At 40.5% G+C, this 17970-nt stretch carries 15 protein-coding genes; 4 read left to right on the plus strand and 11 right to left on the minus strand.

Features of this window, described 5'->3' with window-relative positions; translation table 11 throughout:
* Positions 1-112: 112 nt before the first annotated feature.
* The 4 genes from DESME_RS14370 to DESME_RS15495 all read left to right on the plus strand — a co-directional run bounded on the left by DESME_RS14370 (position 113) and on the right by DESME_RS15495 (position 5183).
* Positions 113-2230, plus strand: a complete 2118-nt coding sequence (locus DESME_RS14370; protein ID WP_006716962.1) for an ABC transporter ATP-binding protein — start codon at positions 113-115, stop codon at positions 2228-2230.
* A complete protein-coding gene (locus DESME_RS14375) occupies positions 2223-4067 on the plus strand; it encodes an ABC transporter ATP-binding protein (protein ID WP_006716961.1) in 1845 nt (614 codons plus the stop codon). Before DESME_RS14370 ends, DESME_RS14375 begins: the two co-directional genes overlap by 8 nt.
* Positions 4068-4090: 23 nt before the next feature.
* Positions 4091-4528, plus strand: coding sequence for a MarR family winged helix-turn-helix transcriptional regulator (locus DESME_RS14380; protein ID WP_006716960.1), 438 nt, complete (start codon positions 4091-4093; stop codon positions 4526-4528).
* Between the two features lie 61 nt (positions 4529-4589).
* Positions 4590-5183: a 4Fe-4S binding protein gene (locus DESME_RS15495; protein WP_006716959.1), complete on the plus strand. Its 594-nt coding sequence runs from the start codon at positions 4590-4592 to the stop codon at positions 5181-5183.
* 39 nt (positions 5184-5222) lie between these two features.
* Here the strand turns inward: DESME_RS15495 and DESME_RS14390 are convergent, their stop codons facing one another.
* The 11 genes from DESME_RS14390 to DESME_RS14440 all read right to left on the minus strand — a co-directional run bounded on the left by DESME_RS14390 (position 5223) and on the right by DESME_RS14440 (position 17924).
* A complete protein-coding gene (locus DESME_RS14390; protein WP_006716958.1) occupies positions 5223-5828 on the minus strand; it encodes a hypothetical protein in 606 nt (201 codons plus the stop codon).
* Positions 5829-5839: 11 nt separating this feature from the next.
* On the minus strand, positions 5840-6715 hold the full coding sequence (locus tag DESME_RS14395; RefSeq protein ID WP_006716957.1) for a patatin-like phospholipase family protein: 876 nt from the start codon (positions 6713-6715) through the stop codon (positions 5840-5842).
* A 60-nt stretch (positions 6716-6775) separates the two neighbouring features.
* Positions 6776-8254, minus strand: a complete 1479-nt coding sequence (locus DESME_RS14400) for an Lsa family ABC-F type ribosomal protection protein (RefSeq protein ID WP_006716956.1) — start codon at positions 8252-8254, stop codon at positions 6776-6778.
* 282 nt (positions 8255-8536) lie between these two features.
* The gene (locus DESME_RS14405; RefSeq protein ID WP_006716955.1) at positions 8537-9424 is read right to left on the minus strand and encodes a DegV family protein; all 888 of its coding nucleotides are present in this window, start codon (positions 9422-9424) and stop codon (positions 8537-8539) included.
* A gap of 213 nt (positions 9425-9637) precedes the next feature.
* Positions 9638-10744 carry a GerAB/ArcD/ProY family transporter gene (locus DESME_RS14410; protein WP_006716954.1) on the minus strand — a complete coding sequence of 369 codons (1107 nt, stop codon included), beginning with the start codon at positions 10742-10744 and terminating at the stop codon, positions 9638-9640.
* Between the two features lie 15 nt (positions 10745-10759).
* Positions 10760-11908 carry a Ger(x)C family spore germination protein gene (locus DESME_RS14415; RefSeq protein ID WP_006716953.1) on the minus strand — a complete coding sequence of 383 codons (1149 nt, stop codon included), beginning with the start codon at positions 11906-11908 and terminating at the stop codon, positions 10760-10762.
* A gap of 25 nt (positions 11909-11933) precedes the next feature.
* Positions 11934-13529 (minus strand): spore germination protein, encoded by a 1596-nt coding sequence (locus DESME_RS14420; protein WP_006716952.1) that lies wholly within the window; start codon positions 13527-13529, stop codon positions 11934-11936.
* Between the two features lie 336 nt (positions 13530-13865).
* A complete protein-coding gene (locus DESME_RS14425; protein WP_006716951.1) occupies positions 13866-14936 on the minus strand; it encodes a PrpR N-terminal domain-containing protein in 1071 nt (356 codons plus the stop codon).
* A gap of 234 nt (positions 14937-15170) precedes the next feature.
* Positions 15171-15887 carry a 4Fe-4S binding protein gene (locus DESME_RS14430; protein ID WP_006716950.1) on the minus strand — a complete coding sequence of 239 codons (717 nt, stop codon included), beginning with the start codon at positions 15885-15887 and terminating at the stop codon, positions 15171-15173.
* Between the two features lie 47 nt (positions 15888-15934).
* Positions 15935-16513, minus strand: coding sequence for a TetR/AcrR family transcriptional regulator (locus DESME_RS14435; protein WP_006716949.1), 579 nt, complete (start codon positions 16511-16513; stop codon positions 15935-15937).
* Positions 16514-16745: 232 nt separating this feature from the next.
* Positions 16746-17924, minus strand: coding sequence for an iron-containing alcohol dehydrogenase (locus DESME_RS14440; RefSeq protein WP_006716948.1), 1179 nt, complete (start codon positions 17922-17924; stop codon positions 16746-16748).
* Positions 17925-17970 lie beyond the last annotated feature (46 nt).

The following is a 17970-nucleotide window of genomic DNA, read 5'->3' on the forward strand; positions in this document are numbered from 1 at the left end:
TTTTCTTAAAATAATTCAGAAAAAGATTTCCACTTGATCATTGGCAAAGATAGGATTATTATATGTTAGTTATCTAATATTAGTCGACTAACATTAAGAAGGAGTTAAAGCGATGTTCAAAATACTTAAACACCTGAAGGGCTCAGCATTAGTTATGACAGCGATCATTACGTTGTTATTCTTACAGGCGTTTTGTGATCTTTCACTGCCAGCCTATACCTCCGATATTGTCAATATCGGTATCCAGCAGGGCGGGATTAAGGATGCTGTCCCAACGGACATTCGGCAGAGCGAACTCGAAAAGCTAACGTTCTTTATGACCCCAGAGGATGCAGCTTATGTGCGCCAATCTTATAAACTCGGGGAACCCGTGAAGGGCGAACCCGTCTTACAGCTTGCGAAGATAAGTCAAGAGGAACGAAGTAACCTTAACCGCATTCTCGGAAAAGCGATCTTGGTACGAACTGCTCAAGCTAAAGGGCTTGTTTCCTCCGATTTTCAATTGCAAAGCCAGCTGCCAGATACCCTCATCACTCAAATCGCCGTTTCCTATGTCAAAAGTGAATATCAAGCTTTAGGCAAGGATCTCAATACGCTTCAAGCAAACTATATCTTACTAGCAGGGGCAAAAATGATCGCTCTGGCGTTACTCGCCATGCTGTTTTCGGTGTTAGTGGTCATTCTATCTGGCCGTGTTGCCGCTTCTCTCTCACGAATTCTGAGAGATAAAGTCTTCAAAAAAGTCATTTCCTTTTCTAATACGGAGTTAGACCGATTTTCTACAGCTTCTCTGATTACCCGTAGTACTAACGATATCCAACAAATTCAGATGATGATGACGATGCTATTCCGTTTTGTGATCTATGCTCCAATTCTTGCCATCGGTGGCACGATCATGGCCGTGAAAACTGAAGTATCGATGGCGTGGATTATTGCGTTAGGTGCAGGAACAATTCTCGCCTTGATCGCAATTCTAATGTCTGTAGCTATGCCAAGATTTAAAAGGCTACAAACCCTTATTGATAAACTCAATCTCGTATCCCGTGAGATTTTAACAGGGATTCCCGTTATCCGTGCTTTTGTGACTCAGAAGCATGAGGAAAAACGGTTTGATGAAGCCAATAAAAACCTGACGGAAATCAACCTCTTTGTTAACCGAATCATGACGTTTATGATGCCTACGATGATGCTGATCATGAACGCGATCACCGTTCTGATTATCTATAAAGGGGCTTACGCAATCGACAGTGGAGCCATGCAGGTAGGGGATATGATGGCGTTTATCCAGTATACCATGCAGATTATTATGTCCTTCCTAATGATCTCCATGTTATCCATCATGCTCCCCCGGGCGAGTGTCTCTGCAACTCGGATCAATGAAGTTCTTGAGACCGAGCCGATTATTCATGATCCAGTTCAGCCCCTTTCTCCTGACGCTGTGCAAAAAGGAATCATCGAATTTCGTAACGTTTCCTTCCACTATCCCGATGCCAATGAAGATGTGTTATCTCAAATTTCCTTTACCGCTAAACCAGGAGAAACTACGGCTTTCATTGGTTCTACAGGTAGTGGTAAAAGCACCCTTGTCAACCTGATCCCTCGTTTCTTTGATATCAGTGAGGGAGAAATTCTTGTAGATGGTATGGATATTCGGCAGATGTCCCAGAAGGAACTGCGTCAAAAAATTGGCTATGTTCCTCAAAAGGGCGTGCTGTTTTCTGGCACCATCTCTTCAAACTTGCGCTTTGGTCAACACGATGCCGCCGATGAAGAAATTAAAAAAGCGGCTAGAATCGCACAAGCAACAGAATTTATCGAGCAAAAAGAAGAGCAATATGCGTCACCTATTGCTCAGGGCGGTTCAAATGTCTCCGGTGGGCAAAAGCAAAGATTGTCGATCGCTCGTGCCATTGCCAAAAAACCAGAAATTTATATCTTTGATGATAGTTTCTCTGCCCTTGACTATAAGACGGATGTCTTGCTGCGCCGCGCACTAAAACAGGAAACCGAAAGCAGTACAACCCTCATCGTTGCTCAGCGAGTCAATACCATTCTCCAGGCCGAACAAATTTTAGTCCTGGAAGAAGGCCGCATTGTTGGCAGAGGAACACATAACGAACTGCTTGAATCCTGTGAAATATACCGCCAGATTGCTCTGTCGCAGTTATCCGAGGAAGAACTCAATATCCAATTCAAGGATGCTCTAAAGGAGGATTCAACCAATGCCTAATGAAGAACAAGCAAAACGCGGACCTAGGTTTGGTGGACCTATGCATGGTATGGGCAACGTTGAGAAGGCTAAGGACTTTAAAGGAACCCTAACCAAGCTGGCAAAATACTTAGGGACTTATAAATTACGATTGCTTGGAGTGTTACTTTGCGCCATTGCCAGCACCGTTTTTAATATCGTTGGTCCAAAAATTTTAGGAAATGCGACCAGTCAAATTTTTGAAGGTTTGATCGCCAAAATCGGAGGAACAGGTGGCATCGACTTTGAAAGTATAACCCGCCTCCTTCTCTTCCTGCTCAGTCTCTATCTTATTAGTGCCCTATTCTCCATGATCCAAGGTTGGATCATGACCGCCATCGCCAATGATGTAACGTATCGTTTAAGGAAGGAAATCTCTCAAAAGATTAATCGCATCCCTTTAAAATATTTTGAGAGCCGAACCTTTGGTGAAGTCTTATCTCGCATAACGAATGATATCGATACACTGGGACAAAGCTTAAACCAAAGTTTAACTCAGTTAATCACCTCGGTCATTACCTTGATCGGCGTCATTATTATGATGCTGAGTATCAGTATCCCCATGACACTCGTCACTTTTCTTATTCTGCCCTTATCAGCAGCATTGATTGGTAGCGTCATGAAGTATTCCCAAAAATACTTCCGTGCTCAGCAAAAATATTTAGGTGAAATTAATGGTCAGGTTGAAGAAGTTTACTCCGGACTCAATATTGTCAAGGCTTATAATCAAGAAGAAGTTTTCGTCAAAGAGTTTGAGCAAACCAACGATAAACTCTATGATTCCGGATGGAAAGCCCAAGTTATTTCCGGCATGATGATGCCGATCATGCAATTTATTGGGAATCTAGGGTATGTCGCTGTTGCCATCCTGGGTGGGTACCTCGCCATCAAAAATGCGATTCGCGTCGGAGATATTCAAGCCTTTATCCAGTATGTCAGAAGTTTTACCCAGCCCATACAGCAGCTGGCCCAAGTCACCAATATGCTCCAATCGACCGTCGCTGCCTCGGAGCGTGTCTTTGAGTTTTTAGAGGAAGCTGAAGAACAACAGTTAACGAATAATCCCGCTTCACTTGAACACTTAGTGGGCGACGTCTCCTTTCAGCATGTCGCTTTCGGTTATAATCCAGAGCAGCTCATTATCCACGATTTCTCCACGGATGTAAAAAGTGGACAAAAAGTGGCGATCGTAGGCCCCACCGGCGCAGGTAAAACAACTATAGTCAAGCTGCTTATGCGCTTTTATGATGTCAACAGCGGCTCCATTCAGCTTGACGGTCATGACCTAAGAGATTTTGATCGCAATGAACTCAGAAATATGTTTGGAATGGTCCTTCAAGACACTTGGCTCTTTAATGGCACGATCATGGAGAATATCCGTTATGGCCGGTTAGATGCCAGTGATGAAGAAGTTATCGCAGCCGCCAAAGCCGCTCACGCCCATCACTTCATTATGACTCTGCCCGAAGGCTATAACATGATGCTTAATGAAGAAAGCAGTAACCTCTCTCAAGGTCAAAAACAGTTGCTGACTATTGCCCGAGCGATTCTTGCAGATAATAAGATCCTGATTCTCGATGAAGCGACAAGCTCTGTAGATACCCGAACGGAGATCCTCATTCAAAAGGCGATGGACCATCTGATGAAGGACAGAACGAGCTTTGTCATCGCTCACCGACTCTCGACGATTAAAAATTCCGATTTGATTCTCTGTATGAAAGATGGAGATATCATCGAGCAAGGCACCCATGATGAATTAATATTAAAAGATGGCTTCTATGCGAATCTTTACAACAGCCAGTTTGAAAATGCATCTTAAGTCTAGAGAGGGGTCGCTAAATCATGAAAGCCCATTCTTCTATTGTCATCTTAATCATGCAGGTTTTCCATTCTCATCTTCATTATAATTTCGCTAAGCTAGAAAAAGTCGATATGCATCCCCGGCAATTTCCCATGTTAAAGATAATATCTGAGTACCCTGGACTTAAGCAAAGCGAAATTGCGGAAAAGCTACGCATCAAACCGCCAACCGTTGCAGTGAGTGTCAAACGTTTGGAAAAAGCTGGCTATATCGAAAAAAAGCATGATGACCATAATCAGAGAATCTCCAGGATCTACATTACTGATACAGGAGCTCAAGTGATGGAACTAGGGAGAGCGATTATCTCAGAAGAAGAACAGACGCTGTTACAAGGCTTTTCTCCTGAAGAAATAGCTTTAGTCCGTGAGTATTTACAACGGATAAATCAAAATCTTACAAAACAAAATTCACTTATATAAAGATAAATAGCAAGCAGCTCAATAAAAAAGCTGCTTGCTAATAAGGCCAGGAGGAGTAGGCATGAAGAACCTATGGATTAAATATTCGTACTTATTCACAATCTCGTTTTTTATCTTAGGTATTTTTAATATTATATTTGCCTGGATTGGATTTTTCTGTCTTATTATGCCCTTTGTTTTTATCATCAAAGACAAGGAAAAAACGTGGTGCAAAAGTTACTGTCCTCGATCCAATCTTTTTAACAGGGTATTTGCAAAAATTGGCTTAAAACGCTCAGCTCCAAAGTGGCTGGTAAACGGTATAGGTAAACGAATTATGCTTACCTACTTCTTACTTAATTTCACGATGATAAGTCTATCCACGTTAATGGTTTTTCTGGATAAACGAGATCCTGTAGAAAAAGTCAAATTTCTAATTGCTTTCCAACTTCCTTGGAATATACCCAACCTTCTAGATGTTGGCATTATGCCTGATTGGGTCGTCCATTTGGGATTTAGAGTGTATTCTATGATGTTTACAACAATAATTATAGGTCTCTTGATTGGTTTCTTCTATAAAGCGAGAACCTGGTGTTCAATATGTCCGATGGGTACTTTATCAAGCATGGCGTTAAGGAAGCAGAATCATTCAGTGAACCTAGAAAAAGGAGCCTAAAAATATAGGCTCCCTTTCGCTATACCCATTATTTCGCTTTTATGGAGCAAACCTCAGATTTTTTAGAAACTTATCATCGAAGAGAGCAAGGTTTACAATCTTATCTTCACCATTTTCCTTAGCTACCGTAAAAGTGCTATTCACTAGCATTTTATCTAGGCTATTTTGAACTTTATCCTCTTTCAAGGTGATATTGATCACATTTTCACCCACTTCATCAAGCATGAAATCGTTAACTTCATGCTTATTATACATTGCCATAAAAAGACCGATCTGCCAAAGCCGTAATCCTACATATTTTGTATCATTTTGTGATAAGCCAGGAGTAAGGTCGCTCCCAAGATATTGAGTTATCCCTTTGCTTTTCAAAAACTCATACATTGCTGCAGGATCATCTAAGGAAGAAGAACTGGACACCCTTTTATTGAGATCTATTATTTCCTGTTGTGTCAAAGAATTATCTACGAGTGATTGAACAAATTCTTGTCCAAAAGAACTCGCTTCGGATTGTACTGCCTTAGTTTGACTGGCCAATAAATAGTCTCTGGTCGGCTGATACGAAATTGCTAGAATGAATAAAATCATCATAGCGGCAATAATTTCTGTTAACCTTCTAAAGCTAATAATCCCTTTTAAGAAACCCATTACTATCTCCCCTAACACAGAAAGTCTTTCCATCGATGTAAATCCCGTTTACCTTGAGCATAACCCAATTCATAACTTTTAGATAGCTTTTTAAAATTGATCTCGCGATTAGCAACCGGCATGATTTCAGGGTAAACAAGAAAAGCTTTCCCTTCACTTTCTAATTCTTCAAGTTCCTCAAGCGTTTGATTGTAAAGGACATAACGATTGATCATAGCTTCCACTACTAGGGGATACTTTCGGTAATAGGCTTTAATCGCCCCTTTGAATTTTACGGGACTTTTTCTGTATCCTTTTTCACGGGTAAGCACAACAAAAAACTTCTTCATACCATCTCTTTTGGCAATATCAAGGGCAATCCCCCCGCCCAGACCACCATCTATGTAATAATGTTCTCCATAATAAGTTGGGGGCATGAAGATGGGCATGGAGGATGAGGAACGAACAATTTTCATTAAGTCCTGTATATCATGAATATCATCCTTAGCATAATATTTTATTTCTCCGCTATCTCGTTCAAAAGTCCCAATGCGCAGCTGGGCAGGATTGGCCATAAAGGTTTTAAAATCAAAAGGCAGTGAAGCATCAGGGTAAGATGTTTCTTCGTAAATATACTGAGAGTTAAAAAAACCTTCCCCTCTAAAAAATGATTTCCATCCGCCAAAGCTGGGATCTAAAACCAAATCAACAAAGGATCGTTTAGTGCGTTGAACATCCCTTGATAAATAATTAACACTATGGGTCGAACCTGCAGAAATACCTGCTACATAATCGAAGTATATCTCGTTTTCCAATAAATTGTTTAAAAAGCCTGCAGTGTAACTTGCCCGCATTCCCCCGCCTTCCAAAATCAGAGCAGTATCTTTGATATTGTTAATAATCTCCATCGGTTACTTATCTCCTCTATGCCTTTAAAGCGATTTCTTATTATATTCTATAACACATAATCAGATTTTTACAAACTTTGTTGCTATATGCTCACTGAATGTTCTGTCATGCTCTACAAACAGAATAGTCGGTTGGTATTTAAGCAATAGCTCTTCGATTTGTATACGAGAAATTAAATCAATATAGTTAAGGGGTTCATCCCAAATATAGAGATGTGCATGTTCGCATAGACTTTTGGCAATCAACACTTTTTTCTTTTGGCCACCGCTAAAAGTTGACATATCCTTTTCAAATTGAACTCTAGAAAAACCAAGCTTTCTTAAAATGGATTTAAAAAGGCTTTCATCAATTTCGTGATTTGTAGCATAGTTAGTTAATTTACCCTGAAGATGCGATGTGTCCTGTGAAACATAGGATATTTCAAGCTGACTTCCTTTCCTGAACGTGCCTGTATAGCTTATGTTCTCACCACAAATCAGTTTGATAATACTTGATTTTCCCGATCCGTTTTTACCCATAAGCGCAATTCGGTCACCTTGCTCAATAGTAAAGTCCATATCTTTACAAACCATCTTATCATCGTAAAAAATCGAAACATGATCAAGTTCAACAAGCCGATCTTTATGATAAGCAAGGTGAGAAATCTTCAGGCTATCGGAGTCCTCAATGTTTTTGAGAAGTTTAGACTTCTCATCAAGAGCCGATTGCTGTCTATTTTCGATTGACTTGGAGCGTTTCATCATTTTAGCTGCTTTATGGCCAACATAACCTTTATCCAGCTTGGAACCCGAATTTTTTGTTCCGTTTTTTGTTTTCTCCACTTCATGTGACCAGCTGCTCGTTCGTTTGGCCGAATCTGACAAGCGATTAATATCTTTTCTCAGCTTTTCGTTTTCTGCAAGCTCAAAGCTATCCTGCCTTTTTTTATTTTCCCACCAACAGGAAAAATTGCCTTTTTGGATTTCTATATTGGTCTTATTGATTGAAAGAATATGGTCAACGCAGTTATCCAGAAATACTCTGTCGTGCGATATCAGAATAAAACCGCTTTTCGTATTAAGATAGTCACTAACCAGTTTTCTTGCAGTCATATCAAGATGATTGGTTGGCTCATCGATCAATAGAAAACTATTTTCCTTAAGAAACAAAGTAGCAAGCAACACTTTCGTTTGTTCTCCGTAGGATAATGAATCAAAAGGACGATATAAAACATCCTCAGAAACTTCTAGCAATGAAAGTTCACGCATCAATTTCCAGTGAAGAAAGTCTGGGAAAATGTCGCTGATTACATCAAGCGTATTATTTTCCTTGTTTACTCCGCTAAAAGGAAAATATTCGAAGCTGACATTTGCAGAAATATTACCGCTGTATTCATATTTGCCAAGCAATAAATTGAGAAATGTCGTCTTTCCTCTACCATTTCTCCCCGTAAATCCCAATTTCCAATCGGTATCGATTTGGAAACTTACGTTTTCAAAGAGGGTATCATAACTACCCTCATAACCAAACGTCAGATTTGTAACATTTATTAGAGACATAATTTGTCCTCCTGTGTAAAATATAATGAGCTGCAAGAAAGCGAATTCTTGCAGCTCGCAAATACACAGCAAAGCCAGCCCCATAAAGGGTAGGTAAGGATGTATTATTTGAGTGAAAAGAGATTGTATCTTTCTTGCATTAAGCACAATAAAACAAGCGGTTTCTGCTCCCGTTTCTATTATTTCATTATGCTTTATAAAATTAGCAAGAAAAATTACGCATCTTTTCATCTCCGTTCTTTTTTTATAATTGTATCATACTATATAAGCTAAAAAAAGAGATCAATCTTCGCGCTTGTCACCTAAAAAGAAAAGTGCGACAGTCCCAGGTCCCGTATGCGAACCGATTACGGTGCCCACACTGTTAATCATGACTGGGCCGTTAAGATGGGGAAATTTTTTCTCAATGAGATCGGCCACCTTGCGTGCATCGTCATAGCATGCTGAATTGGAGATAAAGCACTTGCCCGAATAATTAGTACCCTTTTGCGCATGCGCTTCCATCATGTGTACAATCTCGGCGATGACGTGCCTTTTTCCGTGAATCTTTGCGCGAGGAATGAGCTTCCCGTCATAGCTCATATTCATTAAAGGACATATGTTCAGCAAAGTTCCCACAACTGCAGAAGCCGCTGATATACGGCCACCGCGTTTATAGTGCGTCAGGTCAGTAGAAAAGAACCAATGATGCACATTAAGTTTGTTTTCCTCTACCCAATTGTACACCTCTTCAAGGGTTGTGCCATTGTCCCGCATGTCGGCAGCCGTATCAGTGAGTAGGCCATAACCCGATGATGCCCCCAGCGAATCCACAATCAGGATTCTTCGATCCGGATATTTTTGTAAAATTTCCTCTCTCGCAATACAAGCTGAGTTGTATGCTCCTGACAACCCTGAGGAAAAAGAAATGTGCAAGATATCCTTACCCTCCTTTAAATACGGTTCAAAAAAGCGGATAAACTGCCCTACGTTCACCTGTGAGGTAGTCGGCATCGATCCTGCTGCAATTCTCGCATAAAATTCCTCAAAAGACATGGTTTGCCCCAAATCATCTAGGTATTCTTCCCCATTCATAGTGTAATGAAAACAGACCAATGGGATATTTCTCTTTTCGAAGTACTCAAATGGCATATCTGCTGTGGAACAACACGTTAGCACATAATCAGACATATTCAACGCCCCTTTATATCACAGTCGAAGAGCCACGTCGCTCCGATCATAATATTATATTATCACACTTCTTGTTTTTGCTTGAAATAATTTTAAAAGCACTTTTTAACAGCAAAAAAGCCTTGAATCATCATTCCTTCAAGGCTTTCGTTATATATTTCTACCTCATTCAAAGATTTGTTTGGGGAAAGTGAAACACACTTACCCAAACTATTATTTACTTTTTGGGGTTAATTTTTTTAACCCTAGCGCTGAAAAAAGAATTAAAGGAACTCCAAAATCTATGGGTACAGCAAAATACTTCCACAAATGTTCTCTTAAATTTAAAAACAAGACATCATCTTTACCTATAAGATAAGTAAGAATCATTATCATCAAACCAAAGGGAATAACAATATATGGGCTTTTCTTCTTTATTCCGGTGGTTTGCATGAAAGCTTTATAAGAACAATAAGAATAAATTCCTGCTTGAATCATTATGCTCCAATACCACAGCGCCACCATAAAGGATTCAAAACGGTGGAGATATTGAGTAATTTGAATAGACCTGACAAAATCCATACTGGGAATACGCATTATTGCGACGACCTGAGGTCCCATGACCATCAATTCTGCAACAAAATAGAAGATGAAGAAAAATCCCCCGATAAACAAACCTGAAGAGGCTGAAGCAAACGCTTTTTTGGGATTAGATACCATGGGTAGAATCATGGCTACGAGTAAGGGTGTTATCCCCACAAAAGTATCCGCCTCTATACTTGATTTAAGGACTGGCATTACCCCTAAGTCAAAAAAAGGCATAATCCTGTCCATGTTTATTTCAGCCAAAGAAGCCATAAAAACAAGGATAAAAAAGATTATACCAAATCCAAAAGCAAAAATGGCTGTTCTCGCAATGACTTCAGGTCCGTTCCATACTAAATAGAAAATGACAAAAACATGTAATGCTGCCACGACTAGAAAAGGTGTTTTCGGCAGCAAGAAACCCGTAAGATGTTGGATGTACATGGATATTGAACTTGAGGCATTCAAAAAAAAATACAGTGTAAGTATTAATCCTAAGACCTTTCCCAATAATCGACCCAGCAACTCAGAGCTATATTCCACGATTGTTTTATCCGGAAAATTTCGTCCGATATAAATCATTAAAAAAAGAAAGGGAAGTACAGTTAAAACACTGACAATACCACTGATCCACATATCATGGCCGACTTTCCTCGCCAAAATACCACTCGCATAATTAATGGTTGAAGGCCACATCGTGCATATCAAAAGATCTCTGAACTGATTGTTATTAATGACTTCCTTTCCTTTGATCAATGACTTCCTGCTCCTTTACTGCACCTGAATAGGTTCCATTGGCTTTGCCAAGGATACATGATTGATATCAACGTTTACATCAACATCGACCTTCGTCTTTTCAATACGTTGATTCCAATTTGAAGATATCTGATGCCATTCTTCCTTATGCTGTCTGTTCAGTACACGGCTAAAACCAATAAAGTCTATTTGCAAATCCTTTGCCTTTGTTACTGAAGATTGTATATCTTGACTAATGGCCATCTCCATTGTTTTTTTCAGTTCAGCCAGTTTGTCCATATCGTTAAAATCTGTATTACATGCTTGTTCGTTAATAATTGCCGTAACTTTAACGTTAATTGTAAAATTCGGCACCTCATTATCTAAAGAACTTTTAAAGGATGATTTTTCATTTTTAATTTCAAGCGTGATTGGCTTATCATCATAAGGACAATTAACAACCCTAATCGATTCATCCATTTTGTTTTTAATCCATAAAAGGCCTCTCGTCTGCACTTCATCCAGCGAATCAGCTAATTTATCGTGGTTAAAAACGTAGGCCCCACTTGTTTTTACAATAGGTTCTGATTTTGATTGATCAAGAACAATCTTCGAAGTTACAGGGCCTATATTGGGATCAATATAATCTTCAAGAAAATCTTTGAGCAACATTTTATAAGACTTACCTGTTGTGCTCTCACTATCAATTATTTCTTCCAGATAGGTTGCGGGGTCTTTCTCCATCTCAGGCATTATTTTCAAAAGATCTCCTGCCTCACCTGGAGTAACTGCGACTAATGTCCTTAAACGAAGCTCAGGATTTCGACTAAAGAAATCAAATATTTCAAGATTATCTCCTCTTGCCAGCTGTTCACCTATTAGTATGACCTTAATATGAGACCAGAAGATACGACGGGAAGATATGGAAGCCATATTACGTATCGCTTCAAAGATTGTCTTACCGGTTCCTGTGACGATCCAAAAAGGTTTAGTTTGAGGAGCGCCTGATGGTGTTTTGCTGTAAGTCTCCGGATTTGCGATTTGTGCTGTGACCTTAAATCCATCATCTGACTTATCAAGACCAATGCTTAAGACAAAGCCTAGTTCATTGATTTCTCGAGCATCCCAACAACCCGTGAGAAAAAATGAAAGAGTAATCACTAAAATAAAAGCAATTTTTCTCATTCATCTCTCCTCCTCCACAATCGTGCTATTTTTTACCGGTGTCTGTATTGGGTTCCGGTTTCATGTTGGGACCCGTCTTAATAAATTCTTTGCGAGCGATATAACCTGGAAGTCGATTCATTCCCCACCATGGATGTCTTACCAAAATGTCTTTATAGTTATGATTTGCTGATATAAAGGGCTCCATGTAGTTTACTCCAAAAGAACGCATACTATTTAAGTGAATAAGGATTATAGTTAGCCCTGCCATTATACCCGGTAACCCGAGTATAGAAGCCAGCAACATCAAAGGGAATCGGAGCAGACGTCCTGAACCTGCGGCATTAAAAGCCGGAATAGCAAAGGAACTAATCCCCGTTAAAGCTACAACAATGACCATAGATTGTGAAACAATGCCGGCTTGAACTGCAGCCTGACCTATAACGAGGCCCCCTACGATACTTACCGCTTGACCTGCCTGTTTGGGTAAGCGCAGGCCTGCCTCTCTTAGAATTTCAAATGTAGCCTCCATTATAAATGCCTCTCCTATGCTGGGAAAAGGCACCCCTTCGCGTGAAGCTGCAATAGCCAAGGCGAGTGTAGTCGGAATCATTTCCTGATGATAGCTTGTTAAAGCAATATACGCTGCAGGAAGAATAACTGAAATAAAATAAGCAATAAGTCGAACAAATCTCGTCAAAGAGCCTATAGGATAACGTTCGTAATAGTCATCTGAGGATTGAATAAACTGAAAAAATATGGTAGGAACGAGTAAGGCATAAGGCGTTGTATCGACAATAATAGCCACTCGCCCTTCTAAGATAGATGCAGAGACCTTGTCAGGGCGTTCAGTGTGCTCTATCTGAGGAAATGGAGAAAAGGGAGTATCTTCTATTAATTCTTCAATATAACCACTCTCAAGTATGCCATCAATTTCAATTCGTCCGATTCGGTCTCTGACTTCTTGTATTAATCCTTCCTTGGGTATTCCTTCAAGATAGACTAATAAGACCTTTGTTTTAGTTGTTGTTCCTACTTGAAAGGGTTCCATCCTTAAATCAGGGCTTTTAATACGGCGCCTTATGAGTGCCGTATTATTATAGATATTTTCTGTAAAACCATCCTTGGGTCCTCTGACCACATTTTCAGATTCTGGCTCAGAAATTGCTCTGTCTTTCCATCCTATACTTCCTAAAACAAGTGCTTTGTCAACCTTATCCAAGAGTAAGATCGTATTCCCATTCATCAGTTCATTTAAGATAGAATTAACATCAAATTCTTCCTTTACAATCGTATTGGGTATGCCATATTTTTTTAGAATCTCAAAACAATCCAAGTTATTTTTCAGACTGTTAAATCGGTCATTTAACATTAATGATCCAATAATTTGTTCGTTTATAAGCTCTCTTTCAACCAAACCTACAATAAAAATGACAGCTGCATTAATTTCGGTATCTGCGGTAAATGTGAATTCTCTAACGAGTATGTCATTGGCAAAACCCATAATGCTTTGTATCTTTTCAATATTGGAAGCAATATCTAACAAGAGATTTCCCTGTAAAGGTGATTCTCTTTGGTATATTTGACTTTGTTCTTTAATTTTATTTTTTTCTTTATTACGGGCATATTTGGAAAGCGGCATGATAAAACTCCCTTTAGAATAATCACAGTTTAGTATGTGTTCAAAGCGATTTGGATTATTCATGATGTGAACCAGTGGCGCCGCTAACCCACGCAAGCCTCGTGCGCTAAACCGTTCCTCCGCGCAAATCGTTCACTCCTGTGCGTTATAGGAGACTCGCTTTGAATTGAGGAACGAAACTCAAAGCTTAGTCGACTTATCCTCGAAGGGGAGAAACTACGCTTGAGGGTCTTTTTGGAGGAAAAGCAAGGGGCTGTTACGTTGTAACAGCCCCTTGCTTTTCCTCCCTTTAACATCCTATTTAGGGTCTCTAAGTGTCCCGCCTTTTGTCAATTTCTAGGACATCGTTGTAAGCTTTTCCCCTACCAACCTAAGGCCATCCAACCTCTGAGACAACACTTGGGTAGCCTTTGCCTGCTCTTGGGTTATAACATTACTCTGTTCCACATTTTTCTGCACCAGGATCACCGACTCTCGGAACCTATTAAGCATTTCATCGATATTCCGGGCTGACTTGTTACTCTCCTCAGCCAGCTTGCGCACTTCCTCAGCCACCACCGAGAATCCCCGTCCCTGTTCACCTGCACGAGCAGCCTCAATGGCAGCATTTAGTCCCAACAAGTTGGTCTGCTGAGCTACCCGCCGAATAACTTCCAATATCTCAGAAATACCATTCACCTCTTGCGTGGCTGTTTGGGCGATATTGAATGATTCCTGGCTTGAAGCGGCAAGTTCTTCAGAGGATGCAGCTAGTTCCTCTACAAAAGAAGCCGACTGTTCTAATTCCGAATAAAGTTCAGATAACACCTGCTCGAAACGGCGCCTTTTCTCCCGTTCCCTTTCCCGCTCTCGCTCCTGAGCCTGAGCTATTTTCAATGCCTCGTTTATAGCCCGCTTCACTGCCAACAATCCTGATTCCAGGAGGTCCACTTTATAACCACGTTCCTTGGCCGCCGTGTAACCGCCTTTGTCTCCCGTAATGGCATTAACCCCTATTTGACTCAACTGCTCTAGTATCTTGGGCAGATCCTCAGCCGTATTCCATGGCCTCACATGGATAGTCGTTTCACCTAAAACAAAGTCTGAATTACCCATTTCCAAAAAGCCCCTATGAGCCACCACTCCCACTTTAGATGCACCACCAGCTATCAGTCGCTGCACCGCTTCTAGGATCTCAGTAATGGTCATGGTAAGCCCCACCACTGGCTTGTCGGTATGTTCCCGTAACAAATCAACCATAAGGCCCCTGCTAATCATGACATCCACTTGTGGGTTGGCTCTAACCACCTCTGGGCCTTTATCAAAGCTTACTACTTCAATGGGAAAAGATAAATGGAGCTCGCGCATCACCTGTTCCGCGACCTGAGCCATACCTTGCGTCAATGCTGCAAAAAAAATGGATTCCATTATTCTACACCTCCCATGATACTATGCTCCGTGCAATTTCTATATTAATCTTAATATTTCGGCAAGTAATAACAATATTCCTTCAAATTTCCCCCAAGAGCTTATTATTTCGTAGTCACTTGTTCCAGATTTTCATATTTATATCATTAATCCCAAAAAAGCCATCACAATATATGCTGGATGGCTTTCTTGGATCATAACAATTAAGCTAGGTCCCTAATGTTTCCACGATTCTTAGGGCTTAAGCCACTCGATGGCCTTTGGAGAACAGACATCAACACATTTTAAACAAGTTAGGCAGTTTTTATCAATGGTTCCGCCTTTTCGACCAATCGCGCCTTCTAATACTTCCGGTTGAGGACACACCGTTGTGCACGCTTTACAATCAGTGCATTTTGTTGTGACTTTCAATTGTGGTTTACCTAGAGCTACCCCAATTGCTCCCCAAGGGCAAACATAATTACACCATGTTCGGCCACCTTTCCAGAAACCCAAGATAAAAATAAGAGGGAAAGCTATCACAAAAGGACAAATAATCCATAGGACCCAAAACTTTGAGAAGGCGGCTGCCCAATACGTCTGAGTCATGGATTCCGGAAGCCCCATTTTCCAGGGACTGAATGTCGTGAGAAAAATACCTACAAAAAGTAATAAAAATACTTTACGCAAATGACGACTCTTAAGAATTTTTCCCGCTCGATTGACAGGATTAATTCCATCCGTAATAAAACTGGTAGGACAATACTGCCCGCAATAATGCCGTCCAAACTTAGCTGGCAAAATAAACGCTCCTACCACCCCTAAGACAGGTATGAAGTACCATTCAATCGGTGCTTTATACCAGGGATTTCCGATTAAGGATAAGAGCATGAGAATGAACAAAACGAGAAAAAGAAAAAACGAGGTTCGTTGATTGCGTCGCCGAATATCAGAAAACTTTATTTTAGACATCTCTTAATATCCTCCCTATAATTGCTGAATGATTATATTTCTATCCTTTACTTAGCGATACTTCGCCAAGCCAATGTAAATGTTTTGTCAACCACCTCCGGGAGGGGCTCTTTCAGGACTCCCCTTAATTTAAGTTCAACGACTTTTAAAATCCCCCCCATAAACACTCCGGCCAAGAGTAAGGGCTGGCCCGGGATAACATCGCCGGAGGCTATTCCATCTTCGATCCATTCTTCAACGGCTTGAAAGGGTTCAGAAAGGCAAATAGGGACTTGTTCTGGAAAAATCTCATTGTGACGCACAAAAAGCATGTATTCCATCTGAATAGGACTATCCTCGCATAATGTATAAATAAACTGTACCATTGCATAGAGTTTATTCTTAACATCAGTTAAAGGATCTGTGCAGGAGTGCATCTCCCTTGTAAAAGATTGCAGAGTTTCTTCATAAAGAGCCTTTGCTAGATCCTGTTTATTCGAAAAATGATGATAGATCGAGCCAATGCTTATTTTTGAATCGCGTACAATATCCGGGATGACCGTATTAAAATATCCCCGCTCAACAAAAAGGCGCTGTGCCGAATCCATAATCTTTTGACGCGTGTCTTCAGGCTTTAAGCGAGCCATTAAAATTCCCCTTTCAACTAGAATGAATGTTCATTCTAATAATAAATTATTTTATTCCCATGTTCAAGAGCTTATTTATCCTTAATTCGGTATAATTTTTGCTCTGTATAATTGAGTGAGTTGCATATAGACCCCCCGTTTTATTTTAAGACAATAAAGATGGGACTGATGCAAACGAACATGAAGTTCGTTTGCATCAGCCCCTGGGCCTTGTTCTGTAATTTAATTCTAGCTAGATTTCAACATTCTTATTCAAGTAGGCTGCAGTATAAATTTGTTTGATATCCTCTACGACAGGTATGCGTGGATTCGTTCCAGTACATGGGTCACCTAAGGCGTTTCGGGATGTTTCGTCAAGAACAGCAAAGAATTCATCCTCTGGAATATCAGTCTCATTCAAGGCGACAGGCATTCCTACACGACGATTTAAATCTTTGATGAACTCGACCAGTTTTTCTACAGCTTCACCAGAGTCTGGCTTATTAATCCCAAGTACACGAGCGATATCAGCATATCGTTCAAGAGCGTTCTTGGCGTTGTACTGAATTACATAAGGAAGTAGTGTTGCATTCGCTTCACCATGCGGAATATGGAATTGGGCGCCGATTTTATGAGCCATACTATGAACAACGCCTAATAGTGCATTAGTAAAGGCCATACCGGCTAGACACTGAGCATAGTGCATTTTAGCCCGGGCCTCTTTATCCTCTCCATTATCAAAGGCTTTTGGCAAATAGGTACAGATTGTCCGAATCGCTTCTAGCGCCAAAGGATCCGTATAGATACTATTGGCTGTAGATACATAAGCTTCAATCGCGTGCGTTAACGCATCCATCCCCGTATATGCAGTCACTCGGGAAGGCATTGTTACGGTGAGATCCGGATCAACAATTGCAACATCCGGAATAATTTCATAAGAAACCAAAGGATATTTTAATGAATTATGGGTATCGGTATCTGTAATAACAGTAAAGGCCGTCACTTCTGTCGCCGTTCCGCTGGTTGAAGGGATCGCAGCGAACCTTGCCTTTTTGCGCAGTTGGGGAATACTAAACGGCTCGATGATTTCAGAGAAAGTCAATTCAGGATGTTCATAGAAAACCCACATTGCTTTGGCCGCGTCAATAGCAGAGCCGCCTCCAATAGCAACAATCCAGTCAGGACAGAATTCCTGCATAGCTTTTGCCCCTAAGAAAACCGTCTTAACTGAAGGATCCGGTTCAACACCGTCAAAGAGGGTGACTTTCATTCCTGCTTCTTTTAAAAGATCCGTAGCTTTGTCCAAAAAGCCAGATCGTTTCATAGAACTACCACCAGTCACAAGCATTGCTTTTTTGCCCTCTAACTGTGCGAGATAACTAATGGCTTCCTCACCGTAAACAATGTTCCCTGGAATGCGAAAAGCTTGCATCGTCTCCAACTCCTTTTAGAATCCTTTATTCGATTCGGTTTATTGA

This window comes from Desulfitobacterium metallireducens DSM 15288 (assembly GCF_000231405.2).
Lineage (GTDB): Bacteria > Bacillota > Desulfitobacteriia > Desulfitobacteriales > Desulfitobacteriaceae > Desulfitobacterium_A > Desulfitobacterium_A metallireducens.